The following is a 17,193-nucleotide window of genomic DNA, read 5'->3' as shown; positions in this document are numbered from 1 at the left end:
TAAAATCAAACTCAAAAACAAATGAACCAACGTAAGCAATTAAGCTGAAATCACCCATTACTTTCACCCAGCAAGGCCAAAAGCTTAATTTATTTCACTTAAAAATTAACGCTGCATTTTTGGGTAGTAGCTTAAGACCAAACTAGAAAATTACCACAATTTTCCTTTTGTAAAAACTCGTACATGCCCCTCACCTAATATATAATATCGCCGCAGCAGATTCAGCATCAGATTTAGGTAAGCAAAATGTACTCAGCACATATCTCAGGTGATTTTATCTCGCCTGATTTATCGATCTCAATGCGACAATCACATCGTTAAGTTTGCAGTATCTTTGTGACCAAAAACCTTGTTCACATCAAATTTCGTTCAAGCAAAAATTATGTACCGAAAGTAATTAAGGATTATCAATGAACTCGACAACTTTAAATCGTCACTCAGGTTTCCTACCCGATTATATCTCGAACGAAATTCCCGCTGGTATGTTTGGAACTCTCAAGGCCTCAAATTCGAGAGGCTTTTACTTCACTGGAGTGACAGGTGACAACAACATTGATGGATTAATATCCGGAGGGATATGGTATGATCCAGATTCACTTACTCCTTGGTACACAGAAGTTACATATAGTTTCCCACAGAACTCATCTGATTTTCAAAGCCACATGTCCTCTGACGATGTAGCTGCAAGAAATAGCTTAGTTGCATTTGGCAATATACAACAAAATGCAATGCGAAAGGTCTTTGATGGATTTGAGGAAGTTTCCCAAATTACTTTCACTAAAGTGGACTCAAACGAACCTGCCAACATCGTTATCGCAGGAACAACAAACAGCGACGTAACACCTACTGCATCTAGCGAAATACCCGGAGGCTCTGATGTAAATCAGTGGTACAATGCTAATTACTACGACTTAACACCAGAAGCCGGCAGTTATACATGGCATACACTTATCCACGAAACTGGCCATAGCCTTGGACTAGCACATGGACACGAAGTTGATCGAGACTCACCAGTAGACGAACCAATTCCTGGCAAAGCCATGAATCCTAACCGCGATTCTATGGAATTCTCAGTGATGACTTACCGTTCATATATCAACGATCCTCTAAATGATGGATATTCAAACGAAGACTACGGATATGCTCAAAGTTTGATGATGTACGACATAGCTGCCATTCAGCAGATGTATGGCGCTAATTACGACACGAACAACGATGACACAACTTACACATTCTCTAGTACAACCGGTGAGATGTTTATAAATGGTGTCAGCGAAGGCGCCCCTGGTGACAGCCGCATTTTCAGAACGATCTGGGATGGTAATGGTAACGACACCTATGATTTCTCAAATTATAACAACGGCATAACCGTAGATCTGGCACCTGGCAGTTGGTCGCTATTTTCAGAAGGACAAAAAGCTTACCTTGGTGATGGAAACTACGCGCGTGCGAATGTATTTAATGCACTTCTTTATGAAGGAGATACTGACTCACTTATTGAGAATGCTATCGGCGGCGACGGGAACGACAGCCTTTCCGGAAACATAGGAAGCAACAAGCTAACAGGTGGAAACGGCAATGATACGTTAACTGGCGAAGCTGGCGATGATACATTGATCGCTGGCAACGGCAACGACACCTTACTTGGTGGAAACGATGAAGACACCTTAATCGGAGGCAATGGCGACGATATCCTGCGCGGAGGCGATGACAATGACTTCCTCAGAGGCGGAAATGGTGCAGATACGCTAGACGGTGGGCAAGGGATTGATTGGGTCAGCTACTCCGAATATAAAAAAGCCGACATCGACACTGTCATCGACCTACGCCTCGGGCAAGGACTTGAGGGGGTCGCCTTCGGTGATACATACCTTTCCATTGAAAATGTAAACGGCAGCGACGGGAACGATACGATTATCGGTACTGACAGCATAAACACGTTAAATGGTCGAAAAGGGAATGATACGCTCAAAGGATATGCAGGCGACGACACATTACTGGGTGGAAACGATGAAGACACCTTAATCGGAGGCAATGGCGACGATATCCTGCGCGGAGGCGACGACAATGACTTCCTCAGAGGCGGAAATGGTGCAGATACGCTAGACGGTGGGCAAGGGATTGATTGGGTCAGCTACACTGAATATAAAAAAGCCGACACCGACACTGTCATTGACTTACGCCTCGGGCAAGGACTTGAGGGGGTCGCCTTCGGTGATACGTACCTTTCCATTGAAAATGTAAACGGCAGCGACGGGAACGATACGATTATCGGTACTGACGGCATAAACACGTTAAATGGTCGAAAAGGGAATGATACGCTCAAAGGATATGCCGGCAACGACACCTTACTGGGTGGAAGTGGAGACGATACGTTAGTCGGCGGAGTAGGCAACGATATCCTGCGCGGAGGCGACGACAATGACTTCCTCAGAGGCGGAAATGGTGCAGATACGCTAGACGGTGGGCAAGGGATTGATTGGGTCAGCTACACTGAATATAAAAAAGCCGACATCGACACTGTCATTGACTTGCGCCTCGGGCAAGGACTCGAGGGGGTCGCCCTCGGTGATACATACCTTTCCATTGAAAATGTAAACGGCAGCGACGGGAACGATACGATTATCGGTACTGACGGCATGAACACGTTAAATGGACGAAAAGGGAATGATACGCTCAAAGGATATGCCGGCAACGACACCTTACTGGGTGGCAACGATGAAGACACCTTAATTGGAGGCAATGGCGACGATATCCTGCGCGGAGGCGACGACAATGACTTCCTCAGAGGCGGAAATGGTGCAGATACGCTAGACGGTGGGCAAGGGATTGATTGGGTCAGCTACACTGAATATAAAAAAGCCGACATCGACACTGTCATTGACCTGCGCCTCGGGCAAGGACTTGAGGGGGTCGCCCTCGGTGATTCATACCTTTCCATTGAAAATGTAAACGGCAGCGACGGGAACGACACAGTCATCGGAACCGATGGTGCAAACACATTAAATGGTCGAAAAGGGAGCGATACGCTCAAAGGATATGCCGGCAACGACACCTTGCTGGGTGGAAGTGGGGACGATACCTTAGTAGGTGGAGCAGGCGACGATATCCTAACAGGCGGCTCTGGAGCTGATACTTTCGAGTTCTTTGGGCCTACAGGTCACGACACAATCACCGATTTCGAGTATGGTGTGGACACACTATTAATTGAAGGTCCAGCTGTTGCTTTAGCTGATTTGACAATCACTGACCTCGGTGTTGATGCAAGAATTGCCTACGAAGAGTTCTCCATCACACTTATGAATATAGATGCAGCTGCTATCACAGATGATTACTTTAACTGGGCTTAAAACAAGTTTTTAAAAATCAGGTGCCACGAGCAATTTCAAATATTGTTCGTGGCACTTTCTAATTCAGCCCGTCATCTCACCCAAATGCCTCGCCCCATTTCAGCAATTCCAGCAGGATGGGGCCGACGGCTTGGCCCTTTTCGGTCAGCACATAGTCGGCGCGCGGGGGATGGGAAGAGTAGAAGCGCTTTTTGAGGACTCCGTGCTCCTCCAGCTTTTTCAGGCGAGTTGAGAGCGTGTTGGGGCTGACCTTCAGACCAACCTCAAGGTCTTTGAACTTGCGCGGCCCATCCAGAAAGAACTCCCGCAATATCAAAAGGCTCCACGGATCACCCAGCACACCAAGTGAGCGCATGATCGGGCAGTTATCGCGGTCAATTCCAGCAAGTTCTGGCGGCAAAAGAGAAGGATCAAACTCAGTCATATAAGCAGAGGTAGCATAGTAAATTCAAAAATGGAATTGACTCCTGTATTTGAAGTCACTACCAATATTGAAGTTATTCAGGAGAACTCCCATGACTTCAATCATTCTGGAATTCATTGTTTTAGCCTTCGCTGTTATATTCCCGACTACACTGGTTGCTATCGTCGCTAACCGAGCCAGCCACGCGCAGTTATCACCCCCTGCTCAAAGTTGGGCCATCGGCGTCTTCATCACATTGCTTGGGGTGTGGTTTGCAGCTGCCGTCTTGCTTGCCAGGGCAGATCTGTTCACGCTGCCCACCGAAGCCCCACAGGTTCCACGATTGATCCTTCTGCTTCTGGGCGGCTCCCTTACCGTATGGGCCCTGGCAAACTTCACGGCAGCAGGACGCAAGATTCTGGAAGCCACAGACCAAAGCATCTTCATGGGAGTTCAAATCCTGCGTGTGATCGGCTTTGTGTTTCTAGTGGGATGGGCAATGGGGCCAGTGCCATGGGAATTTGCCATGCCAGCGGGCCTTGGAGATATAGCAACAGGCATTCTGGCCGTGTTTGCTTACAAAGCGGTCCGCAGCAACGCCGCCAACGCCCGCGCTCTCATGATCCGCGTCCACATTCTCGGCCTGTTGGATTTCGTGGCCGCAATCGGCACCGGTGTCCTCACCTCAAACGGCTACTTCCACCTGCTCTCAACAGATGCTCCCAACACCATAGACAACTACCCCCTCGTCCTCGTCCCGGCCTTCTTCGTCCCCCTCTTCCTGACAGCGCATATTCTGTCGATACAAAAGATGGTGGCAGAAAATAGGAAAGAGAAAACGGTAGCGGCATAACCCTCAATTAATGCAGAAAAGCCCGTCCGCTCTCCACACAGAAAGTCTCAACCCAACAAAAAAGCCGGCCTCCTCGCAGAGACCGGCTTCTTAATTCTCACATATCCAAAGCAGCTTAGCTGTCCAGGAAGCTCCGCAGTTTGCGGGAGCGGCTTGGGTGCTTCAGCTTACGCAGCGCTTTCGCTTCAATCTGACGAATACGCTCACGAGTAACGGAGAACTGCTGACCAACCTCTTCCAGAGTGTGGTCGGTGTTCATGCCGATACCGAAGCGCATACGCAGGACACGCTCTTCACGAGGTGTCAGCGATGCCAGAACGCGGGTCGTGGTCTCACGAAGGTTCGCCTGAATAGCCGCATCAATCGGCAGGATGGCGTTTTTATCCTCAATGAAGTCACCAAGATGGCTGTCTTCCTCGTCACCAATCGGTGTTTCAAGGGAGATAGGCTCCTTAGCGATTTTCAGCACCTTGCGAACCTTCTCAAGCGGCATCTGCAGCTTTTCAGAAAGCTCTTCCGGGGTTGGCTCACGGCCAATCTCGTGAAGCATCTGACGAGAGGTACGAACAATCTTGTTGATCGTCTCGATCATGTGCACCGGAATACGGATGGTGCGTGCCTGATCCGCGATGGATCGGGTGATCGCCTGACGAATCCACCAGGTCGCATAGGTGGAGAACTTGTAACCGCGGCGGTATTCGAACTTGTCGACCGCCTTCATGAGGCCAATGTTACCTTCCTGAATAAGATCCAGGAACTGCAGGCCACGGTTGGTGTATTTCTTGGCAATGGAGATAACGAGACGAAGGTTCGCTTCCACCATTTCCTTCTTCGCGATACGCGCTTCGCGCTCACCCTTCTGCACCATGGAAACCAGAGTACGGAATTCGGTGATCTCAAGGCCAGTCTCAGTCGCAAGCGTCTGAATCTCGCCGCGCAATTCGCGGATCATGTCGCCATCATTAGTCACAAACTTCTTCCAGCCACGGCCAGAAAGGTTTGCAACTTTGCGGATCCAGTTCGGATCCAGCTCAGAACCCTGATAGTGCTTGATGAAGTCAGCGCGGTTCACGCCGTTGCTGTCTGCAAGACGCAGCAAGCGACCTTCATAACCCATCAGCATTTTGTTGATGGAGTAAAGCTGCTGAACCAGTGTTTCAATACGGTTGTTATTGAGGTGCAGGCTCTTCACTTCAACAATAATGTCTTCTTTGAGCTTCTTGTAACGACGCTCCTGAGACGGAGACAGAGTTTTGTTGGCCAGCTTGTTTTCAACCAGCTGATCCTGAAGCTTGCGCAGCTTCTTGTAATCCTCTGTGATCTTGTCAAAGATCTCAACGACCATAGGCTTCAGTTCTGCTTCCATTACAGAAAGAGAAACGTTTGCCTCGTACTCGTCGTCATCGTCTTCAGTGGCTTCACCACCTTCTGCAGGTGCTTCACCCGGCGCGCCCGAAGCAGCATCAGCAGGCGCAGCAGCGGCAGGAGCAGCAGCACCGTTAGGTTTACGGGCTTCTTCTTCCTTGCGCTTGCGGGCTTCTTCTTTTTCCTTAAGGCGCACAGCCTCAGGAACTTCACCCTCACCAGCTTGTTCCTGCTCAGAAAGGTCATCATCAGATGGACCGTTCTTGTCATCAGGTCCGGAATATGTTGCATCCAGATCAATAATGTCACGCAGCAGAACCTTGCCTTCAGCCAGCTCCTCACCCCAGATGATAATCGCCTGGAAGGTCAGTGGGCTTTCGCAAAGACCTGAGATCATAGCCTCACGGCCAGCCTCAATACGCTTTGCAATGGCAATTTCGCCTTCGCGGGACAACAGCTCAACAGAGCCCATCTCGCGCAGGTACATACGCACCGGATCATCGGTACGGTCTGTAGGTTCTTTGGCAGTCGTGGTTTTGGTAACAGCAGTAGAAGAAGCAACAACCAACTCACCGCCGTCTACAGCGGGTGGAGCTTCCTCTTCCTCTTTACCTTCTTCTGCATCTTCCGCCTCAACAACGTTGATGCCCATTTCAGAAAGAAGCGACATGGTGTCTTCAATCTGCTCAGAGCTCACCTGATCAGGTGGAAGAACTTCATTCAGTTCGTCATAAGTGATGTATCCGCGTTTTTTCGCGGACTTGATCATTTTCTTGACGGCGGCGACCGACAAATCCAAGAGCGGACCATCTTGTCCCTCTGCGCCTGCCGGTTCCTGCGTATCTTCAGCTTGTGTCGCCTTCGTCGCCATATTCTGCTCCAAAGTCGCTGGTCGTGCTCCAGCGAACTATCGCGTTACGCAATCAATCACCCCCGTGTTTGGACCACACAGGCGGCATTTGAATCACATTTGACTTTGGGGTTTAACGCAAAGTCCCTTAAACCTGACTTAACCCTGGTATCAAAATGTTTTCACGGAATTGAAAACCCAAAACTCATTCGGGCAGGACTGCTCACCGGCATCCCTACCGTTTTAGGCCGTATCCGGCACATTCCAGGCATCGACAGCGCTGATTATCCGATTATGATATCGCCGCTTTAAAGACATCTAAGGTCTACGGGCGCTCGTATCGGCTGTCTGACTTAGTGTATGTAGCCCGCCTTTTGTGATTCGCAAGGGCGATTCGGCATGGTCAATCTGATTCTGGGGGATTTTGGACAGTTCATTGCCTGTTTTTCTGGATAACTTTGAAAAACAAGAGTTCTTCCATCACAATTCTACCTCAAGTTGCGATCACCAGATCCTCTGGGGGAAGCAGATAAACAGACCCGCAATCCCTCTTCTCAGATCAAGCCAGAACAGACCCTTTTGAGGAGCGCATTTTGGCTGCTCGCTCTGCCAACTCTTGCTCATCGTGTAGGCAATCCTCACGGCGACGAGCCAAATCCTGCGTAAGCGCCTGAAACCGGCCCCAGCTTTCTTCGGTCAGATCCTGCTCCATGGCCCGCGTTTCATGCTCAAGCTCCTGCTCCAACATGCGCAACTCAAGCATATCAGCATAATTCAGGAACAGCATCTCCACGAAATCTTCGGGCGGGTCTTCCTTCAAAACCTGCAGACGATTGGTCAGCGCGTCCCAACGGCGCAAGGTACTTGCCTTGCTGCTATCGCTTTCAGAACTTGCGCTCACAATAGCTTCCTGCAGGATTTGATAGAACCGTTCATCCAGCTTGTTATAGATCTGCGTCACAGCACCTTCAGCAAGGTCCGTCGCAATCCGAACCAACGCTGTCATGAACATGGAATGCAGTTCGTTGGAATACGTTAGCTGGGAAATCCGTTCAAAGTGGCGGTCAAACAACTCCGGATACATCAGGCACATGGTGCAGAAACTGCGCTCTACCCCATAAGAAGGTGTATCGGGCGCTTCAACGCGGGCACGGGACGCCCACTCATCATCTGCACCTTGTTTCTTGTTGCCGCCGCGCCACCCCTCATCACGCCCACCGCCACCGCCTTTGCCACGGTTCCGGCGGCTCTCCTCGTAAAACAAGTTGGAGAGTTTGAGGCGCAAGTCCATCCGGTAACGCTTCTGAACGCGCTCATCCTTGATGGTCCCAACCAGATCTTCAACGGCCTTTTCCAGCGCAGCCTTGCGCTCAGGTGTATCAATCCGTGCTTGCTCGCTCTCACGGCGCCAAACCACTTCTGAAAGTGGCAGAGCTTTCTCAATCTCTCCATACATGGCAGCAGTGCCACCAGCATTAATCACATCATCCGGATCCTGCCCGTCAGGCAAAAACGCAAACTGGAAAGACTTACCGCTGGTCAGAACTGGAAGAATACGATCAACCGCTCGGTGGGCCGCAGAGATACCGGCGACGTCACCGTCAAAGCAAACCACGGGCTCATCAGCAAACTTCCAAAGCCGCATAATCTGGTCTTCGGTAAACGCAGTACCCAAACTCGCGACCGTCGCTTTGATGCCAACCTGCCAGAGGGCAATGGCGTCCATATACCCTTCCACCACAATCGCCTGCCCACTCTCATAAGCAGGCTGCCGCGCGCGATGTGCATTAAACAGCATCGTTCCTTTGTGAAAAACGGGCGTTTCCGGTGAGTTCAGATATTTCGGCTGACCGTCCGGGTCCATGGTTCGGCCACCAAAAGCAACTGCCCTGCCCCGATCATCATGGATCGGGATCATCAGACGATTGCGAAACCGGTCATAGGACGGACGCCCATCCTCGGGTTTAATGAGCAAACCCACTTCAATCAGCTCAGTTTCAGTGACGTCTTTCGCCATCAAAGCCTTCTTCAGATTGTCACGTCCAGAAGGCGCAAAACCAAACTGAAACTCCTTCAGCGTCTCAGCACTCAAACCGCGCCGCTGCACATACTCTTGCGCAGCGCGCCCGTCAGCAGACTGGAACACATGCCGGAAATAGCGGGCCGCCATCTCACAGACATCGGTCAGAGAATTGCGCTTTGCAGCTCGTTTTGCCGCCTGAGGATCGGGCGCAGGCATGGCGATTCCGGCTACACCAGCCAGTTCTTCCACAGCTTCGGGGAAACTGAGGCCCTCAGTCTCCATCAGAAACTTGAAATGATCTCCACTTTCACCACAGCCAAAGCACTTGTAGCGGTTGCGTCGCTCATCAACATGAAAGCTGGGAGACTTCTCAGAATGGAAGGGACAACAGGCCCAATAATCACCCTTTCCGGGCTGCGATTTACGCCGATCCCAGGTTACACGTCGCCCCACCACATCTGTAAGCGAGACGCGGTTGCGAATGTCATCAAGAAAGAGCTGATCGAAACGCATAATGGTCCAATTTGTCGTAGTAGCCTGAAAGCAGCTGAGCTGGGTATTATATAGCCGCGAAGGCCCCAAGAAGCCAGCAAAACCCCCATTTGCGCTGGCTTAACTCAATTTATCGCTTCAGGAAAAAAGAAAAGCCGCATCATGATGACGCGGCGGCCTGTAAGTGCTCCAAAAACGTTGGCTTACTGCGGAGCTCGCAGCATCTGCTTCACCATGCAACTGGCTTTCGCAAAGTCCATCTGGCCCGGATAACGCTCTTTCAGCTCGGCCATGCAGCGGCCCATATCACGCAGTCCGCGCGCTTCAACGCACTCGACAACTGTTTGACAAACAAGCTTCATTTCGTACTCGCTGAGCTGCGAAGGCAAGAATTCACGGATCATTTCCGCTTCTTCACGCTCTTGCACAGCAAGTTCTACCTTACCGCTCGCTTCACAATGCGCCGCTTCCTGCTCACGCTGGACTAGCATGGTGTGCAGGAGGTCCATCAGCTCTTCGTCGCTTAAGCCATCACGGCCTTGCTCACGAGCAGCCATATCCCGGTCCATAATGGCAGCGGTGATGAGGCGCAACGTGGCGGCACGTCTTTTGTTAGTGTCTTCTTGCGCGGCTTTCAGCGCATTCGCTATTTTGTCTCGCAACATACTAAAGGAACCCTGACGCGGAAACTTTAAAAGAGGCTCTCCAAATCCCGGATAATACGTCTCATCCATCTGATTTGGGCTGATTTCCTGTAACTCGAGCGCTATTATTTCTACACGAGTGATATTGACCAGAGGAACCCCTTCTCCTATGGTCCCGGCCTTGATGCGACTGTGACGCGCCAAAGTCAAGTCCCTTCGGTGCGTTTCAGATGGACGCATACTGTCATCAACCGTATCAAGAAAGCAAGTGATGAAAGCTCAAGACGCGTGGTCAGCACCTAAACCTACCGCCCTCCTCGTTCTCGCAGACGGTACAGTCATTGAAGGCCGAGGCGTTGGAGCTCTTGGAACAGCGTCCGGCGAAGTCTGCTTCAATACGGCAATGACCGGGTATGAAGAGATTCTCACAGATCCTTCCTATGCAGGACAGATCATCACCTTCACGTTCCCCCATGTTGGCAATGTGGGCGCGAACGAAGACGATGTTGAAACTGTAGATATGGAAGGCACGTCTGGCGTAAGAGGCGCGATTCTGCGCACCGACATCACCACCCCTTCCAACTATCGCTCTGGCAACCACTTCGACGCATGGCTCAAGGCACGAGGCATTGTTGGACTGACCGGCGTAGACACCCGCGCATTAACAGCACTCATCCGCGAAAAAGGCATGCAGAACGCTGTAATCGCTCATAACGCTGATGGCGAGTTTGATGTGGAAGCGCTGAAAGCAGAAGCAGCCGGCCTCCCGGATCTGGAAGGCATGGACCTTGCAAAAACCGTGAGCACTCAGAAAACCTACGACTGGAACGAAACCACCTGGGATTGGGAGGACGGGTTTGGCGCCCAGAACAAACCAAGCCATCACGTGGTTGCTCTGGATTTTGGTGTAAAGCGTAACATCCTCCGCCTTCTGGCAGATGCCGGATGCCGCGTAACTGTGGTGCCTGCAACCACTTCTGCTGAAGACGTCCTCGCTCTTAAGCCGGATGGAGTATTCCTGTCCAACGGCCCTGGCGATCCAGCTGCAACAGGTGAATATGCGGTTCCAACCATCCGTAGTCTCGTGAAGTCTGGCCTGCCGGTCTTCGGTATCTGTCTGGGTCACCAGATGCTCGCGCTTGCACTTGGTGGCATCACCACAAAGATGCATCAGGGCCATCACGGCGCAAACCATCCGGTTCACGATTACACCACCAACAAGGTTGAAATCACCAGCATGAACCATGGCTTTGCTGTGAGTGCTGGCAGCCTACCCGACAACGTGGAAGAAACACACGTTTCCCTGTTTGACGGCACCAACTGTGGTCTGCGTGTAAAAGATGCACCTGTCTTCTCAGTACAGCACCATCCGGAAGCGTCTCCTGGCCCACAAGACAGCCACTACCTGTTCTCTCGCTTCATTGAGCTGATTGAGAACCACAAGACACCTGCAGCCGCTTAGAGCGCGTTCGTTCATCAAAACGGCACAGCAGAATGAATAAAAGCGGGGTCCAGTGCCCCGCTTTTCTTTTGCCCAACCCTAAGCAGATCGTGACAGGAAACACCGCCTCAGCAACATCAAGGCAACAAAAAACCCGGCACCAAGGGAGCCGGGTTCCGTAACTCTTATCAGAAGCGATTAAGCTGCTTCTGTTTCCAGCATGCTGCTCAGTGCATGAGACACACCGCGAACTTCTGCAATCTGTTCTTGAAGCGCTTGCTCCTGCTCATGAAGCAGCTGCTCCTGCGCACCACAAATTTCCTGAAGTTCTTTAAGTTGCTCAGGACGAGGGCTGGAACCCTCAACGAGCTTGATAATACGACGAACTTCTGCCAGCGTCAGACCGATCTTCTTGGCCTGCAAAATGACCCGCATGCGGCTCACATCACGACCTCTGTAGAAGCGGCGTGCTCCACGACGTACTGGGTTAAGAAGCCCCTTCTCCTCATAGAATCGTAGTGTACGCAGAGTGACGCTAAACAATTCTGACATTTCAGAGATTGCGAGCAGTTGACCGTCCCCATCGTCCTCACGAATAGGTCCAGCGATATCCGCAGCGACATCTAGCTTACTAGGAATACTGTTCATTTCCATTTGCCCGGTGGTTTGTATGTTAAACCTTAGAAGAGTTACAAAAGCTCATCATTTCAGCTCCCCACCCGGTGCCTCCATGAATTCCCCTAATAACTTTTGTACTCCCCCACTTCTGTACTAGCTTATGCAGTAGCATTTGATACCCACTCACACTGCGGAAGCTTTTCGATGTTCATTTGAACAATCTTCAATGCATCCCCAGTGAGGAATGAGTACCCCCACTTTCAAAGTCCTCAATGAAATCTATGATAATTCATATTGGACAATTGATAATCTACACAAGGAAACTGATAAAATATAGCCCGATATCGCATTTTTTACTTCGTAAATTCAACGTATACACTAGGACATCCGAGAATTAACATCATAAGTAGTTATACTAGATAAGTATTATAAAAAAATAGCGGCACCTACTTTTGCAAGTCCGCTGATTTATTCTACATTTTCCGGCAAATACCCAAAGATGTTCCTGCGTTATCCGAGTTAATATACTATAGAAGCGTCAATTACATATTGTCTATAATATGTGAACATGACGAAGAGATAGCCAGAGTGAGCAATATAACTTCTAACTACTCTCCTTCTTTAGATCTGCTCTGACTTTATTCTTTCTCAGTAAAACGAAAATTGGCTGACCAAATGATCACTCTGCACACTTTTTAAACAGGATGTTCATTTTTCGCGCTGCAAAACTTTGAACTGCCGTCGCGTACAGAGGGGATAATGTGGAATCTGACACATTAAAAGGCAAGACTACCCAAAGATTCACTAGGTCAAAAGTATCAGATTGTGCGCATTGCACAATTTTGGCCACCCAATTTCATTAATTGAATCATCTTCAGCATGTGCAAGCCAGAAGAAAGACACCCTCTTCAGCAGGTAAACTCAATTTACCATCAAACACGTACTTGCGCTTAGCCCTTCAACAGGCCATTGACGATCCGTCTGATTTGAAATCTGAAAGTCGCATGACGATGCACATCCATCTTTTTGCCCTTCAGATTAGCACGATACAGGATGAGTTCGTTTAACATGATTATCTCCTTGATGAGCCGCGTGAATGGAAAGCCACCTCAGTTCTATGCAAAGAAATCACACAGGCTTACGGGAGTTTCCCTGAAACGCCACAATTATAAGCGCACTAATTGCGCCTCATCAAGGTAAATGGCGCAATTTTTGCGCTTTTTACATTCTGTTATATGCAATAGTACGAATGCAGATTATTATGCATCAGTCTGTACAATGAATTTTCAGTCTGGGAATCATTAGGTTAGTATCATGAAACCATCTCAGTTTCGGGCTTGGCGCAAGTCGATGGGCTATAAGCAAAAAGAGGCAGCGGAACGCCTCGGCTTAAAAAAACGAATGATTCAGTATTATGAAAACGGCAATCGTGACGGTAAACCGGTAGAAATTCCGAAGTCTGTTCGGCTGGCCTGCTATGCCTTAAGCACTGGTATTGCTGACTTTGATGGTGAGAAAACCACAGAGAACACGACTTTAGCTGAATAAACTCCCCTTAAGTCTTGAGAAAAAAAACCGGATTATTTCGGAAATAGGCGTTCGTCGGGGTTTATCATTACTCGAATATTTCTTATAACGCGCGCTCAGCCGACATACTCCTAAAGAGGGCACCACCAGAGCACCGATCGGGTGCACTGGTGCTTAAACGCGAGCATATGTGAGTCACCATGCCTAAACGCAATGACATCCAATCTATCATGATCATCGGGGCTGGCCCCATCGTGATTGGTCAAGCCTGTGAGTTCGATTATTCTGGAACTCAGGCTTGTAAGGCACTGCGAGATGAGGGCTACCGAATTATCTTGGTGAACTCAAATCCGGCGACCATCATGACAGATCCGGATCTGGCTGATGCAACCTACATCGAGCCAATCACCACGGACGCCGTTGAAAAGATCATCGCCAAGGAAAAGCCGGACGCGCTCCTGCCAACCATGGGCGGACAGACCGCACTCAACTGTGCGCTGGAACTGGACCGCAAAGGCGTGCTGAAGAAATACGGTGTTGAGATGATCGGTGCAAAAGCCGACGTCATCGACAAGGCTGAAGACCGTGAAAAATTCCGCGCTGCCATGGACAAGATCGAGCTGGAGAATCCACGCGCCGCAATCGCATCCTCTCCGCCAATCCTTGATGATGAAGGCACCATCACCGGATATGACCGCGGAGCAGGCTATGCTGAAGCCATGCGCCAGATCGACACCATCGGCCTGCCAGCTATCATTCGCCCTGCGTTTACGCTCGGCGGCACAGGCGGCGGCGTAGCGTATAACCGTGAAGAGTACGAACAGATTGTTCGCTCCGGTATCGATGCGTCTCCAAACGGTCAAGTGCTCATCGACGAAAGCTTGCTCGGCTGGAAAGAATACGAGATGGAAGTGGTTCGCGACACAGCGGACAACTGCATCATCATCTGCTCCATTGAAAACATCGACCCGATGGGCGTCCACACAGGCGATTCCATCACGGTTGCCCCTGCCCTGACCCTCACCGACAAAGAATACCAAATCATGCGGAACGCCTCGATTGCGGTTCTGCGTGAGATTGGCGTTGAAACAGGCGGGTCGAACGTTCAGTTCGCAGTCAACCCGGCGGATGGCCGTCTCGTTGTGATCGAGATGAACCCACGCGTTTCCCGCTCTTCCGCGCTGGCATCTAAAGCAACGGGCTTCCCGATTGCCAAGATCGCGGCAAAGCTCGCTGTTGGTTACACCCTTGATGAGTTGGAAAACGACATCACCGGTGGTGCAACACCAGCCTCTTTTGAGCCGACAATTGACTACGTCGTCACCAAGATCCCGCGTTTCGCGTTTGAAAAGTTCCCAGGCTCCGAACCAACCCTGACAACAGCAATGAAGTCAGTTGGCGAAGTGATGGCCATTGGCCGTACCTTCAAGGAAAGCCTCCAGAAAGCTCTGCGTGGTCTGGAAACAGGTCTGACAGGCCTCGACCCAATCGAAGTCGAAGGCCTTGGCCACGGCGAAGACTACACCGCGATCCGCAAAGCTCTGGCTGTCCCAACACCAGATCGCCTGCTCAATGTGGCTCAGGCCATGCGTCTGGGCACCTCTGCAAAAGAAATCCACGACATCTGTAAAATTGATCCATGGTTCCTGGAGCAGATGCAGGAAATCGTGGACATGGAAGCAAAGATCATCGAGCACGGCCTGCCAGACAACGCAGCCGCCATGCGCATGGTCAAAGCCATGGGCTTCTCAGACAGCCGTCTTGCGGTTCTCACCCAGACGACTGCTGACAAAGTTGCAGCTCTGCGGGCTGAGCTCGACGTGAAGCCAGTTTATAAGCGCATTGATACCTGCGCCGCAGAATTCGCGTCTCCAACGCCTTACATGTACTCCACCTACGAGACACCAACACCGGGTCTGCCTTCCTGCGAAGCAAACCCAAGTGAGAAGCAAAAGGTTGTCATTCTGGGTGGTGGTCCAAACCGGATTGGTCAGGGCATCGAGTTCGATTACTGCTGCTGTCATGCTGCGTTTGCGTTGAAAGATGCTGGCTTCGAGGCCATCATGATCAACTGTAACCCGGAAACAGTCTCAACAGACTACGACACCTCCGATCGCCTCTACTTCGAATCTCTCACCTCTGAAGACGTGCTGGAAATCCTCCGCCTTGAAAACTCCAAGGGCACACTCAAGGGTGTTATCGTTCAGTTCGGCGGCCAGACACCTTTGAAACTGGCACAAGCGCTCGTAGAAGCTGGCATTCCAATCCTCGGCACGTCACCAGACATGATTGACCTTGCAGAAGATCGTGACCGGTTCCAGCGTCTGCTGCACAGAATTGATCTGAAACAGCCAGAAAACGGCATCGCCTATTCTGTTGAACAGGGCCGCCTCATTGCCAACCAGCTTGGCCTGCCGCTTGTTGTTCGCCCATCCTACGTGCTGGGTGGCCGCGCAATGCAGATCATTCGCGACGAGGAAGCGCTCAACAACTACCTGCTTGGCACACTGCCAGAGCTGGTTCCACATGATGTGCGCGCCAAGTACCCGAACGATAAAACCGGCCAGATCAACACCCTGCTCGGCACCAACCCGCTTCTGTTTGACCGTTATCTCGACGGCGCAATCGAAGTGGATGTGGACGCTCTGTGTGATGGCGAAGACGTCTTCATCTGTGGCATCATGGAACACATCGAAGAAGCCGGCATCCATTCCGGCGACAGCGCATGTTCCTTGCCAGCCTACACGCTGGATGATGAAACACTTGCCAGACTGGAAGAGCAAGGCCGCAAACTCGCTCTGGAACTCAACGTTGTTGGCCTCATGAACGTTCAGTTCGCAATCAAGGACGGAGAGATCTACGTTCTGGAAGTGAACCCGCGTGCATCAAGAACAGTACCGTTCGTAGCAAAAACCATTGGCGTGCCGATTGCGAAAATCGCAGCCCGCGTCATGGCAGGCGAGAAACTGTCAAACTTCGACCTCAAGCCGAAAAAGCTGGATCATGTCGCAGTGAAGGAAGCGGTCTTCCCGTTTGCTCGCTTCCCGGGCGTTGATACGGTTCTCGGTCCTGAGATGCGCTCTACCGGTGAAGTCATGGGTCTGGACACAGACTTCTCCTTCGCATTCGCCAAGTCACAGCTCGGCGGAGGCACCGTTATTCCGGCAGGTGGAACAGTCTTCATCTCATTGAAGGATGCAGATAAGCCGAAAATTCTTGAAGCAGCTAAAAAACTTGTAGCATCAGGGTTTTCCATTATATCCACCGAAGGCACGCAAAGATACTTGGAAAACCAAGGCATCCCGTGCGCAAAGGTCAATAAGGTGCTTGAAGGGCGTCCTCATATCGTTGATGCTATCAAGAACGGAGAAGTTCAGCTCGTCTTCAATACAACCGAAGGCGCACAAGCACTTTCCGACAGTCGGTCACTTCGTCAAGCTGCGCTGATGAACAAGGTTCCTTACTACACAACTGTGGCAGGAGCCGTAGCAGCAGCTCAAGGCATCGAAGCTTTCCGAGCGAAAACGCTTGAAGTAAGGTCCCTACAATCTTACTTCTGCTAGTATAGTTTAACAGGTCCGGGTTGAGGCTTCTCAGCCCGGTCAGTTTTTTAGTGTGATGGGCCAC

The 17,193-nt window shown here is 50.7% G+C and carries 10 protein-coding genes; 5 read left to right on the top strand and 5 right to left on the bottom strand.

Translation table 11 applies throughout. The features are described 5' to 3' along the window. The first annotated feature begins 410 nt into the window (after window positions 1–410). Complete coding sequence (locus DHN43_RS27565) at window positions 411–3,350, top strand: M10 family metallopeptidase C-terminal domain-containing protein (RefSeq protein WP_108818138.1); 2,940 nt, start codon at window positions 411–413, stop codon at window positions 3,348–3,350. A gap of 76 nt (window positions 3,351–3,426) precedes the next feature. Here the strand turns inward: DHN43_RS27565 and DHN43_RS06760 are convergent, their stop codons facing one another. Beyond that, complete coding sequence (locus DHN43_RS06760; protein WP_093518121.1) at window positions 3,427–3,774, bottom strand: winged helix-turn-helix transcriptional regulator; 348 nt, start codon at window positions 3,772–3,774, stop codon at window positions 3,427–3,429. Between the two features lie 91 nt (window positions 3,775–3,865). Here DHN43_RS06760 and DHN43_RS06755 point away from each other — a divergent pair, with 91 nt between their 5' ends. Beyond that, entirely contained in the window at window positions 3,866–4,606 is a 741-nt protein-coding gene (locus tag DHN43_RS06755; RefSeq protein ID WP_108818137.1) for a hypothetical protein, read from the top strand. Window positions 4,607–4,721: 115 nt separating this feature from the next. On the opposite strand, the gene rpoD is transcribed toward DHN43_RS06755, so the two are convergent. The 3 genes from rpoD to DHN43_RS06740 form a co-directional block, all read right to left on the bottom strand. Next, window positions 4,722–6,842 (bottom strand): RNA polymerase sigma factor RpoD, encoded by a 2,121-nt coding sequence (rpoD, locus tag DHN43_RS06750; protein WP_108818136.1) that lies wholly within the window; start codon window positions 6,840–6,842, stop codon window positions 4,722–4,724. A 538-nt stretch (window positions 6,843–7,380) separates the two neighbouring features. Further along, the gene (gene dnaG / locus DHN43_RS06745; RefSeq protein ID WP_108818135.1) at window positions 7,381–9,357 is read right to left on the bottom strand and encodes a DNA primase; all 1,977 of its coding nucleotides are present in this window, start codon (window positions 9,355–9,357) and stop codon (window positions 7,381–7,383) included. 182 nt (window positions 9,358–9,539) lie between these two features. Next, entirely contained in the window at window positions 9,540–10,184 is a 645-nt protein-coding gene (locus DHN43_RS06740; protein WP_306418668.1) for a GatB/YqeY domain-containing protein, read from the bottom strand. A gap of 67 nt (window positions 10,185–10,251) precedes the next feature. On the opposite strand from DHN43_RS06740, the gene carA reads away from it, so the two are divergent. Then, window positions 10,252–11,442: a glutamine-hydrolyzing carbamoyl-phosphate synthase small subunit gene (gene carA / locus DHN43_RS06735; protein ID WP_108818134.1), complete on the top strand. Its 1,191-nt coding sequence runs from the start codon at window positions 10,252–10,254 to the stop codon at window positions 11,440–11,442. Between the two features lie 177 nt (window positions 11,443–11,619). On the opposite strand, the gene DHN43_RS06730 is transcribed toward carA, so the two are convergent. Further along, on the bottom strand, window positions 11,620–12,069 hold the full coding sequence (locus DHN43_RS06730; RefSeq protein WP_208860172.1) for a MerR family transcriptional regulator: 450 nt from the start codon (window positions 12,067–12,069) through the stop codon (window positions 11,620–11,622). A gap of 1,284 nt (window positions 12,070–13,353) precedes the next feature. On the opposite strand from DHN43_RS06730, the gene DHN43_RS06725 reads away from it, so the two are divergent. Together DHN43_RS06725 and carB are read left to right on the top strand one after the other, a co-directional pair. Next, entirely contained in the window at window positions 13,354–13,587 is a 234-nt protein-coding gene (locus DHN43_RS06725; RefSeq protein WP_057461122.1) for a helix-turn-helix domain-containing protein, read from the top strand. Between the two features lie 179 nt (window positions 13,588–13,766). Further along, a complete protein-coding gene (gene carB, locus DHN43_RS06720) occupies window positions 13,767–17,129 on the top strand; it encodes a carbamoyl-phosphate synthase large subunit (protein WP_108818133.1) in 3,363 nt (1,120 codons plus the stop codon). Window positions 17,130–17,193: the final 64 nt, after the last annotated feature.

Origin of the sequence: Pseudovibrio sp. Alg231-02 (genome assembly GCF_900143565.1) — a bacterium.
GTDB lineage: Bacteria > Pseudomonadota > Alphaproteobacteria > Rhizobiales > Stappiaceae > Pseudovibrio.
This window is presented reverse-complemented; position numbering and strand designations above follow the sequence as displayed.